Below are 10,627 nucleotides of genomic sequence, written 5' to 3'. Positions count from 1 at the left end.
CGTCTACTTGGATTGGGCTAAAACAATATCCCGATAAATCGCTGGGGGCGTAATGAGTTGTCTTGCGTTCCCAGCATGGTTTGATAAATAATCGGAATACATCAAAAAACGGAATATGCCCTATCCTCCTGGCGGAAAAGAGCCATTTATAGCTTAACCAAATTAAAGATGAAATTTCCATTTACACGGAATTATTTACACTCCCGCACAATGCTGTTTTCCCTGCTGCGTTACCTATGCTGCAACCCTTTGGGTCATATGCGCTAAAACGGGTAGCTGCCGATGTTTAGTTATTTTTTGAAGCTGATACCTTTTCCTTAATTGCGCTTTCAACAAATTGATTTAAGGAAATCCCTTTTACTGTAGCCTCTCTTACAGCTTGCTTGTGCAATTCCGGTGAAATTCTGATATTAAAGTTTCCTTTGTACGCCTTTTGTGGCTCTTTCTGGTTTAGCTTGCACAATTCAAGATAATCTTCAACGGCTTCATGGAAGGAAGCCTTCAACTCTTCAACACTACTGCCTTCAAAACTAACCAAATCATCAATGCCTTCTATTTTCCCAAAGAATATTTCATCCTCTGTGCTGTAATGGATTGAACCAATAAAATCTTTGTAAAACATGACGTCCTTCATGGTCAAATTACCCCCTGATTCTTCAATGCTTCCGTCAGCTCGTCTAATTGATACATCTTTAGAATATTGCCAGGGTGCGGTTTGTGCAGTCTTATCACATGCTTTGTTTGCTCGTGTACAAACGCTACCCTAGCACCGGATGTACGTCCCCGGGTATCTTCCTTGTAACCTAACTGACCCAATAAAGTTCTGGCTTCACTATACGTGAAATCGGAAGGTTTATCTAACAGTCTTTCCAGCAACTTATCCCGTTTGCTCATAATTTTTACTCTTTCTTTATACTTTGCAATTACCGTTAGTATATTTTCATTATACTAAAAAACCTTGAAAGTGCAACTAACTATTAGTTGCTTTTTTATCGCTTGACGATTACACTCTTTTAATAGAACTTGAGCATGGAAACAAAATTATTTTTGATATGAAAAAGCTGAAAACAACCATACCTTTCTTTAGCCTGAATGACCTCAAGCATTTCAAGGAAGTAAGGTTTGAGGAAAAATCAATATATTGGGAGCAGGCAGGAAAAGAAAAGCCCAATGTTTTTCCTGTCAGGCTTACCCTGGACAATATTCTGTTTATGCTGCGGGATTAAAAGTGTATAAGAATTGCCAGTGGTCAAATGACTAACGAGTCGAAGGGGTGAAGATTAGTGCGTTTGCCGCCATATATGTAAAGGCCATAACGGGGATAAGCGAAATGCATGGTATCTTCTAAGGCGTACGTCTTAACCAATTGGAGGTAATTGCATCAGCCGAATTTTTTGCGCTGGCTGGATGGTCCGTGCGGCATTTCGGGATGAGGTGGGGCTTGACTCAGGAACTCTTGACGGAGGAGGGATAGTAAATGAAAAGTAAATTAAAGCGGTTAGTGTGTTTGGTGTTTTCCCTTATGTTGATTGTAGCCGGTATCCCGGGCGTCTCCGGGACGGCATCGGCAAGTACAACGCCCGTACCGTTATCCAGCCTTAGTACGGGTAATACTGTGTGGTTTGCCGGTTACAGGTGGATAGTCCTGAACCCCGCTACCGGGTACCTGTTTATGCGGGATTCTTATGGCAGCGAGCAGGTGTTTGATTCGAACGGTAGCGGCACATTTAATCCTTCCAGTAGTGCAAACATTGGATACTATCTCAATAATACTTTTTACAACAGTTTGCCCTCAACGGACCGCCCCTTGATCCAATCCCATAGCTGGCCCACCGGCAATGAAACAAACGAGTCGTCAAGCAGCGTCGATTGCGGGATTGGCTTGATCAGCTACAGCGAATTTAACACATATAAAAGCACTATTAATTATTATCGGAATGATTGTTGGTGGACGCGCACCAATAGTTCCGGCGGTGCTGGTTTGACCTGGTCGGTGTTGCCTGACGGTTCCGGACTAATCTCTGCCTCTTGCAGAACGGCTGGTATCGTCCATCCCGCTTTGTATCTGAATCCTGGCATCTTGGTATCCGGTGGCAACGGAGGTACCGTGATCGGAGGAACATACGAATAGTGTCACGGTTATGGACAACAGGACCAAAAAGCTGTATGTGCTGCTGGATAAATTGGGTCTTGAGAAATAAGACCAGATTTAAAATGAAGTTCAACAAATTTCAAACCTTACGGTTTCTTCCGTAAGGTTTTTTTAAAAAACAAAAACCCCTTCCACAATTCTCAAAATGGAAGGGGTTAATAACCTTGTCTACAATCCGGCCGCCCTGCGGACCATGGCCTGATGCTCCGGGTCGACACTGTTGGTGCCGTGTGTGCGGCTGTTCAGGAAATGCAGGTCGAACATCCCGTCAAAGTCGTTGCCGTAAATATCCTGGCTGGTACCGTGCGGCATGCCTGCCATGGAGCAGGCGATTGGCTCCCCGTCCAGCCAAAGAATGGCGGCTCTGCGCTCCCAGCTCCAATCGCCCCCGAAGCATTGCTTCATGACGCTGGTGTCATATGCTGTCAGCGGCTCACAGTCGGCGTGGTTTTCTCCAAACAGGTGGTGTATTTTAAAGGAGCGTCCGGTTTCAAAGTCCTGCAGGGTTGCGTTGCTGCCAATAGGAAACATGCTGTTGATTTGTGACCAGTCAACCAGCTTGCCATAGCCGCTTCCTTTTGTTGCCGTCCTTTCAGTATTTCCCCTGTTGACAGGCTGCTCAGGTGAAAAATTACCTGCCACAATCAGCGTCTGCCCGATCTGCAGGTCATCTGTAACCAGATTGTTTGCTGATCTGATTGAGTCCGAAGTTGTGCCGAACTTTTCGGCAATCACGGAAAGGCAGTCTCCCTCAGCCACTGTGTAGCTGTACTCTGAATCATCAGTGGAATCAGCGGAGGATGAGCCGGTGTCAGCATAGCTGTAATATGACTCACTGCCGGGTATGACCAGCTGCTGTCCAATCTGCAGGTCGTCAGAGTCCAGGTTGTTTGCTGATCTGATTGAGTCCACACTGGTGCCAAGTTTTTCAGCAACCACCGAGAGGCAGTCTCCTTCAACAACATTGTAGCTGTATGAGTCATCAGAATAAGACGAACCAGTGTTTGTATAGCCATACGAAGCTCCGCCGGGTATAACCAGCTGCTGCCCGATCTGCAGATCGTCAGAATCCAGGTTGTTTGCAGATTTAAGCGCATCTACGCTGATGCCAAGTTTTTCTGCGATTATGGAGAGGCAGTCTCCGTCAATGACAGTGTATGAATAGTCAGCAAAAGAGGGGCAGGTCAGGGGCAGCACGACCAGAGCGGTAACAAACAGCAAACCTAATAGTAAGGCAACGGTTAAATTCCTTTTTACTCTCATTTTCGCCTCCTTTAAAACAAGTGATTTATTTTTTTACCTAGTTTTCGTTCGAGTTTGAGTTTGGTCAGGTAAAATCACTATTCATACTGTTCTACACAATACTGCATTTTCCTCCTGGGAATACCAAAAAAATTAGCTTAAAAAGCCAGTATATATAAGTAATGGCTATTACAGATAACCATATGTTTGCGACAAAATCAGCTATATGATAAGATAATTGATAAGCCTATGGAGTATTGCAGAGGATATGCTGGCAGGAGGAGGATAATATGTCTGGTCACTCGAAATGGTCGACGATCAAGCGCAAAAAGGCAAAAGTCGATGCCCAGCGAGGTAAGATTTTTACTCGTTTAGCCAAGGAGATTATCATGGCCGCGCGCAAGGGCGGCGGTGACCCGGATAACAACGCGCGTTTGAAAACAGCGGTGATGAGAGCTAAAGAAGCCAACATCCCCAACGATAATATAAACCGGGCCATCCAAAAAGGGACAGGTGAAACCGGCGCTGCGAATTATGAGGAGATTTCATATGAGGGATACGGGCCGGGCGGTGTTGCGGTGATGCTTGACATAATGACCGACAACCGGAACCGTACCGCCGGTGAAATAAGGTATCTTTTTTCCAGGAACGGCGGAAGTCTGGGTGAAACCGGCTGTGTGGCCTGGATGTTTAAAGAAAAGGGTATGATCGTAGTAGATAAAAGCGGCGAAACAAATGAGGATGATCTGATGCTCGCGGCTATTGACGCGGGCGCCGAAGATTTTAACGCTGATGAAGACTGCTTTGAAATAACCTGTGAACCTGCCGACCTGCCGACAGTAAAGGCAGCCGTTGAAGGAGCAGGTGTAAAAGCAGCCACGGCGGAAGTAACCATGATCCCGCAGACCACGGTTAAACTTGAGGGGGAGAAGGCCGAGCAGATGATGCGCCTGATTGACGCGCTGGAAGAACACGACGACGTGCAAAACGTCTACGCTAATTTTGAAATAGAAGAATAGGAGGAATGGGGACACATCTCTATTTGGAGCATGCCTCTGAGGACGATTTATGTCCCCAGGACCACCCTTTGCCGGGTGGTTTTTTTATTGAATGAGGGAGCTAATATCTGGAAATAATACTGTTAACAAAGGTATGCGGGGGTTTATGCTGTGGCCAGACAAACCAGGATTATATTCTGTTTGGCAGTACTGGTTTTTGCCATCTCTGTTGCCGCGGGTTATATCTGGGGGAGCAGGCAAATAATTATGCCGCAAAGCAAGCCAGCCGATGTTTACCACGCGGCGCCCAATTTTTTTAACCCCAGAGTGGGTGAGGAAACGGTGCTGATCAAAGATAAAGAGTACCTGTGCGGTGATTTGGAGAAATTATCGGAAGAAAAAGTTCCCGCGGAATTGCTGGGCCTGGACAGGAAGGCACTGGCCGAAAAATTCCCTGCTTCGGAGGGATGGGTTGTCAATTTTGCCAATCCCGGGTTCTTAACCCTGACCATGAAGTCAGCTGAGTTTTGCCCGCTGCACCGGCAGTTCCGGCACATCGGCCTGTATCAAGGGCTGGTGGCTGTTTATGAAGGGCCTGTGGGTTTTAACGGAAAAGTTTTAAGAGTGGAGAACATCCCGGTAGAAGCATTGAGCCCGGCATACAGGATTATGCTGGAACAGGTGATGGACATTAATAAGCAATCACACTCAGCAACAGAAATGCTGCGCAGGGAGTTGGAGTTCAGCACTGACGATGCCCTTAATGCGGCTCTGGATAATCTTGATGAACAAAGTTTACCTTAAACCTGACATAGAAGGTCGTTCCGGACGGCCCGGTCTTCACATCAATAGCAGCGTTGTGCCGGGCCGCGATACTGTAGCAGATGGCCAGCCCCAAACCCGTTCCGTTATCTTTGGTGGTGAAAAAAGGAGTGCCGATCTTTTTGAGGAATTCAGGCTTGATTCCCTTGCCCTGATCAGCCACGGTCAGTATTACTTCATCACCGTCGGCCAAAGTCCCGATGGTAAGATTGCCGCCGGCGCTCATCGCTTCCAGCCCGTTGCGGACAAGGTTTAAAATCAACTGGCGGATTTCTTTTTCATCAATAAGTATATCCGGAATGCTGTGCTGTTCAACGGTAACGTTTTTTTCACCAACTGTGGCATCAGCGCTGATTAAAGGGTAGATCGCATTTATCACCTTATTAAGATTTTGCGGTTTCAAAGCGACCGACTTGTCTCTGGCCAGGGTCAGGAATTCGGTAATAATAGCATTAGCCCTGTCCAGTTCTTCGATCATAAGTGCAAAGTGCTCCTGGTATTTGACACATTCCTGCTTCTCACCAAGCAGCTGCAGAAAACCGCGCACCGTGGTCATAGGGTTCCTGATTTCATGGCCGATACCAGCTGCCATTTCACCCACCAGGTTCAGTTTGTCCAAACGTGCTAACTCTTTCTCCAACTGCTTGCTCAGAGTAATATCGATACCCAGTTCAAGGGCCAGCAGAGAACCGTCCACGTCGTAGAAGGGGTAATAGTATATCTGGTAAGTCTTGCCGTCAATGCTGGACCATTCCCACTCGCCTGGCTTATTTTTCTCTATGGCTTTAAACGGCAGGCAATTTTTACAGGGTGCTTCACGGTGGTAAAAGAGCTGGTAGCAATTTTTCCCCTCCGGGTCACCAAAGCGTTCACGGAAGTAACGGTTGGCAAATACGATGGAATGGTCCGGCGCGATCAGACAGACGAAGGCCGGCAGGTTTTCCAGCAGGTAATAAAATCTTTTTCTTTCTGCCTGAAGCTGTATATTGGCGGACTGGAGTTCTTTAGTGCGGTCATTTACCAGTTTTTCCAGGTCATTTCTATTTTTTTCTTCAGTCAGCTGCAGCATCAGGTGATACCGTTCCAGTGAAGACAATGTCTCATTAATCTCCACGGCAAGATTGGCCAGTTCATCTTTCCCGCTGACCGGCACACGCAGTGAAAAATCATTGGCAATCCCTACTTTTTTAATAGCGCTGATCAAATTGATCAGGCGTGACAGGACTGTTTTTTCAAGCAGCAGGAGGTTTATTGCGCAAAATATCAAGCCTACCAGCAGGAAGGAAAATGCGAAATATATTATGCCGGACCGGACAAGAATTGAAAAATCCCTGGGTGTTTCCACCCTGGCAACAACACCCGGCTGCCCGTATATATCATTTATTATGGTGTACGATGCCATAGCCCCGGCATTTAGTGTATGTACATAGTATTTTTCTTTTGAGAGGGAGGAAACCGCTGCCTGAAAATCCGTCGGTAGCTGTTTGTTGTCCAGTGTCCGGATTTCAATTGCCAAATTAAGTTTGCTGGAAAGATGCTCAATTTCTTTAGAATTTAAAAAGCGTCCCATGATTAACATGCCTCTGGAGGGACCGCTGTAATCAGTTTTCACTATTGGGTACGCCGCTATCAGCAGGGGACCTTCAGCTGCAACAAAGAATCCCTTGACACTGCCGTCAGGCGTTGTATTTCCCAGCAACAGGTCACCGGCAGTAAGATGTCCCCGCAGGCTGTCCGGGACAGGTGTCCCAGTATTGCTTCGCAGGTCATAACCTTTGCCAAAGATCACTTGCCCGGAGTTATCTGTAATGATGATCAGGTTTAGTTTTAATTCAGTAAAGTTTTCATCGGTAAGATTGGACTTAGCATAAGTATCGTTGCCGTCTAAAACAAAATCATAGGTGTCGTCCCAGGCAGCCCAGTTGTTAGCTATCCCGTATAAAACAGAGATATCATCATTAATGATATTTAGCATTCTTTCAGCGTTCCTGCGGGCTACCCGTTCCTCCGCTTCCCTAAAATTGTTGGTTAAAATAATACTGGATATTACAGATAGACATAAAACCAGTAATAGTATTAACCCCCCTGTCATGAATAAAGTCTTCTTTCTGAGAGACATATTTTTTCTCCTGTTTATCTTCATTTTTACAATTATAACGCCATATTTTACAAATCCCGACAAAATTCCTTCGAATAATATGTCGAAAATTATGTTTATATGTAAATAAAATATTTTTTACCGCAGGAGTTTGTGGCAGTATAAAAGCAGGAGCTTAAAAATAAAGGATCCCCTCTTGTTTTCGTAGAATTAATCCCAGTTGAAGGGGGTGGCAGCTTTTGCTTATAATGGGTGTGGACCCCGGGACAGCCATAACCGGGTTCGGCCTGGTCAAATATAACGGAAGCCGGTTTACACTGGTTGATTGCGGCTGTATCCGTACTTCCCCCGACACGCCGTTGTCCGGGCGGCTCCACTTTCTTTACAGGGAACTTGTTGATATAATCAGCCGGCATAATCCGGAGCAATTTGCCGTGGAAGAGCTGTTTTTTAATAAGAATGCAAAGACCGCGCTTGCTGTCGGCCACGCCAGGGGTGTTGCCATGCTGGCGGCGGCTAGTTCCGGTCTGCCGGTGTTTGAATATACACCCCTGCAGGTGAAACAATCAGTGGCGGGGTTCGGCCGGGCTGAAAAAACACAGGTGCAGTTCATGGTTAAGACGATTTTAGCCCTGCCTGCCGTGCCCGCGCCGGACGATGTGGCCGATGCTCTTGCCGTGGCTATCTGTCACGGGCATTTAAACTCATGGGTGAGGAAGCTGAAATGATCGCTTATATAAAAGGAAGATTGGCTGCCGCTCAGGCTGGATTTGTTGTTCTGGAGGCAGGCGGCCTAGGTTATAAAGTTCAGGTGCCTTTATCACTGCAGTATAAACTGCCGGCGCCCGGCAGCGAACTGATGCTGCACACTCATTTTGTGGTCAGGGAAGATGGTTTTTACCTATATGGTTTTCAGAACATCAGCGAACTGGATTTTTTCATCAAGCTGCTTAATGTCGCGGGTGTCGGCCCTAAAGGGGCGCTGGCCATACTGTCCATCTTCAACCCCGCTGACCTCAGCCGGGTCATCGCGGGTGAGGACCTGGTATCGTTGACCAAAGTGCCCGGTATAGGCAAAAAGACGGCAGGAAGGATTATCCTTGAATTAAAAGACAAGGTGTCGGATATAGCAGGCATACCTGAGGCCGGTGGTTTCTCCGCCGGGCGGGAGATGGACGCCGCCGGGGCGTTGGAAGCGCTGGGATATTCGGCTGCGGAAGCCCGCAGGACGGTCAGGGAAGCCCTGGCTGGCGCAAATGAAAATCAGACGGTCGAAGAGCTGGTTAGAAGCGCCCTGCGCTTACTGATGAAAAAGTAATTAAAAAACATATTGAAAGTTAAAAGCTTTTGAGGTGCATAATAATGGATGACCGCCTTATCTCGGCCTCTGCCCGCGCGGAAGATTTAGAGACCGATTTTAGCCTCCGCCCCCGCCGGCTGGAGGAGTACATAGGGCAGGAAAAGGTCAAGGAGACTATATCTATTTTCATTCAGGCCGCACGCGAGCGGGGCGAGGTGCTTGACCATGTCCTGCTGTTCGGGCCGCCCGGTCTGGGTAAAACCACCCTGGCCAACATTATCGCCTGCGAAATGGGCGTCAGCATCAGGACTACCTCCGGCCCGGCCATTGAGCGCCCCGGCGATCTCGCGGCGATACTAACCAACCTGGCCAGGGGGGATGTCTTGTTTATTGACGAGGTCCACCGCTTGAGCAGGACCGTTGAAGAGGTCCTTTATCCAGCCATGGAGGACTACGCTCTTGATATTGTCATCGGCAAGGGCCCCGGCGCCCGTTCGCTGAGGCTTGACCTGCCCCGCTTCACACTGGTGGGGGCGACTACCCGCGCCGGGCTGCTTACTTCGCCCCTGCGGGATCGCTTTGGTGTCATCAGCAGGCTGGAGTATTACCGGCCTGAAGAGCTGGTGCAGGTAATCACCAGGACAGCGGGCATTTTGGGAGTGGAGATAACCAGGGAGGGGTCACTGGAAATAGCCGGCCGCTCCAGAGGCACCCCCAGGGTAGCCAACCGGCTGCTGAAAAGGGTGAGGGATTATGCCCAGGTAAGGGCCGGTGGTGTTATCACACTGGAGGTAGCCGCCGAGGCCCTCCGGTTTTTTGAAGTTGACCCTCTGGGTCTCGACAACTCCGACAGGAACCTTCTTTTAACCATTATCAAGAAATTTGAAGGTGGCCCCGTAGGTCTGGATACCCTGGCCGCGGCCACCAGTGAAGAGGCCGACACGCTGGAGGATGTTTACGAGCCCTACCTGATCCAGCTCGGCATGCTGGCGCGGACGCCCCGGGGCCGGGTTGCCACCCAGTTAGCTTACAAACACCTCGGTTTGGAGAGCAAGCCCACCCCAAAACAAGTCAATCTGTGGTAAGGAAGCAAGGAGAGACATATATGAAAATCTTGCTGCATACCTGCTGCGGCCCGTGTTCGATTTATCCGGTGGATTTTTTAAGAGAGAAAGGGATGGATGTTTATGGCTATTTTTTCAACCCCAACATTCACCCCTATACCGAGTTTGCGCGGCGGCGGGAGACCTTGGAAAAATACGCGGGTGAAATCGACCTGAAGATGATCTTTGACGAGGACTACCGCCTGGAAGAGTTCCTGCAGAGCGTGGCGCACAGGGAATCACGCCGCTGCCTGATCTGCTACGCCACGCGCTTGGACCAGACCGCCCGGGTGGCTAAAAGAGGCGGGTTCGACCGGTTCAGCACCACTCTTTTGGTCAGCCCTTACCAGAAGCATGAATTAATCCGGGAAATAGGCCAGGCCTCTGCAGATAAATATGGTGTTCCTTTTCATTATGAGGATTTCAGGCCGGGTTATAAAGAGGCCACCGTGCTCTCAAAGAAAATGGGCATGTACCGCCAGCAGTACTGCGGGTGTATCTACAGTGAAAAGGAACGGTACCTGCGTCCGGGCAAAAAGGAGTGAGCTTATGGACACTATAGGGAAATTATTTTTGCTTATCGGTGGTGTCCTCGTCCTATTGGGCGGAATAATGGTTTTGGGCGGCAAACTGTTCGGACTGGGCCGCCTGCCGGGAGATATCTTTTTCCAGAAGGGCAATTTTAGTTTCTACTTCCCCCTGGCCACCTGTATAATTTTAAGTATATTGCTGACCATCATCATGAGTTTTTTTCGCCGGTAGCCGCCCAGGCGCCGGTTTTTATTTTATACTTTAGTAAGTTCTCCTGGCATGGTTTTAGCCAGGAGAACAAAAAACCGCCCGCTATGCGGGTGGGATTCAATGCTTAAGCAAAGAGCAACACCCTTCTGTTAATCTGTTAAAATGATGAGT

General features: G+C 48.2%; 13 protein-coding genes. 9 read left to right on the top strand and 4 right to left on the bottom strand.

Going from position 1 to position 10,627, the window contains the following annotated elements; translation table 11 throughout:
- Window positions 1-286: 286 nt before the first annotated feature.
- On the bottom strand, window positions 287-634 hold the full coding sequence (locus tag Pmgp_RS18140; RefSeq protein ID WP_134215929.1) for a type II toxin-antitoxin system HicB family antitoxin: 348 nt from the start codon (window positions 632-634) through the stop codon (window positions 287-289).
- 2 nt (window positions 635-636) lie between these two features.
- A complete protein-coding gene (locus Pmgp_RS18135) occupies window positions 637-894 on the bottom strand; it encodes a type II toxin-antitoxin system HicA family toxin (RefSeq protein WP_134215927.1) in 258 nt (85 codons plus the stop codon).
- Between the two features lie 158 nt (window positions 895-1,052).
- On the opposite strand from Pmgp_RS18135, the gene Pmgp_RS18130 reads away from it, so the two are divergent.
- Both Pmgp_RS18130 and Pmgp_RS18125 read left to right on the top strand, forming a co-directional pair.
- Entirely contained in the window at window positions 1,053-1,226 is a 174-nt protein-coding gene (locus Pmgp_RS18130) for a hypothetical protein (RefSeq protein ID WP_243119949.1), read from the top strand.
- Window positions 1,227-1,477: 251 nt separating this feature from the next.
- Window positions 1,478-2,131 carry a DUF6273 domain-containing protein gene (locus tag Pmgp_RS18125; RefSeq protein WP_134215923.1) on the top strand — a complete coding sequence of 218 codons (654 nt, stop codon included), beginning with the start codon at window positions 1,478-1,480 and terminating at the stop codon, window positions 2,129-2,131.
- Between the two features lie 189 nt (window positions 2,132-2,320).
- Here Pmgp_RS18125 and Pmgp_RS18120 read toward each other — a convergent pair whose 3' ends face one another.
- The gene (locus Pmgp_RS18120; RefSeq protein ID WP_134215921.1) at window positions 2,321-3,415 is read right to left on the bottom strand and encodes a LysM peptidoglycan-binding domain-containing protein; all 1,095 of its coding nucleotides are present in this window, start codon (window positions 3,413-3,415) and stop codon (window positions 2,321-2,323) included.
- 269 nt (window positions 3,416-3,684) lie between these two features.
- Here Pmgp_RS18120 and Pmgp_RS18115 point away from each other — a divergent pair, with 269 nt between their 5' ends.
- On the top strand, window positions 3,685-4,413 hold the full coding sequence (locus tag Pmgp_RS18115; protein WP_134215919.1) for a YebC/PmpR family DNA-binding transcriptional regulator: 729 nt from the start codon (window positions 3,685-3,687) through the stop codon (window positions 4,411-4,413).
- A 150-nt stretch (window positions 4,414-4,563) separates the two neighbouring features.
- Window positions 4,564-5,196, top strand: coding sequence for a hypothetical protein (locus Pmgp_RS18110; protein WP_134215917.1), 633 nt, complete (start codon window positions 4,564-4,566; stop codon window positions 5,194-5,196).
- On the opposite strand, the gene Pmgp_RS18105 is transcribed toward Pmgp_RS18110, so the two are convergent.
- A complete protein-coding gene (locus Pmgp_RS18105) occupies window positions 5,153-7,333 on the bottom strand; it encodes a CHASE4 domain-containing protein (RefSeq protein ID WP_192903017.1) in 2,181 nt (726 codons plus the stop codon). The genes Pmgp_RS18110 and Pmgp_RS18105 overlap by 44 nt on opposite strands.
- A gap of 218 nt (window positions 7,334-7,551) precedes the next feature.
- Between Pmgp_RS18105 and ruvC the strand changes: the two genes are divergently transcribed.
- The 5 genes from ruvC to Pmgp_RS18080 are packed head-to-tail and all read left to right on the top strand — an operon-like array spanning window position 7,552 to window position 10,477.
- Entirely contained in the window at window positions 7,552-8,040 is a 489-nt protein-coding gene (ruvC, locus tag Pmgp_RS18100) for a crossover junction endodeoxyribonuclease RuvC (RefSeq protein ID WP_134215913.1), read from the top strand.
- Entirely contained in the window at window positions 8,037-8,630 is a 594-nt protein-coding gene (gene ruvA, locus Pmgp_RS18095) for a Holliday junction branch migration protein RuvA (protein WP_192903016.1), read from the top strand. The genes ruvC and ruvA overlap by 4 nt, the downstream gene beginning before the upstream one ends.
- Before the next feature lie 44 nt (window positions 8,631-8,674).
- Window positions 8,675-9,697, top strand: coding sequence for a Holliday junction branch migration DNA helicase RuvB (gene ruvB / locus Pmgp_RS18090; RefSeq protein ID WP_134215909.1), 1,023 nt, complete (start codon window positions 8,675-8,677; stop codon window positions 9,695-9,697).
- Window positions 9,698-9,717: 20 nt separating this feature from the next.
- Window positions 9,718-10,260 (top strand): epoxyqueuosine reductase QueH, encoded by a 543-nt coding sequence (locus Pmgp_RS18085; protein ID WP_134215907.1) that lies wholly within the window; start codon window positions 9,718-9,720, stop codon window positions 10,258-10,260.
- A 4-nt stretch (window positions 10,261-10,264) separates the two neighbouring features.
- Window positions 10,265-10,477, top strand: coding sequence for a DUF2905 domain-containing protein (locus tag Pmgp_RS18080; RefSeq protein ID WP_134215931.1), 213 nt, complete (start codon window positions 10,265-10,267; stop codon window positions 10,475-10,477).
- Window positions 10,478-10,627: the final 150 nt, after the last annotated feature.

Source organism: Pelotomaculum propionicicum, from assembly GCF_004369225.1.
GTDB classification, from domain to species: Bacteria; Bacillota; Desulfotomaculia; order Desulfotomaculales; family Pelotomaculaceae; genus Pelotomaculum_B; species Pelotomaculum_B propionicicum.
Note: the sequence above shows the minus strand (reverse complement) of the source record. Positions and strands in the feature narration are given on the sequence as shown.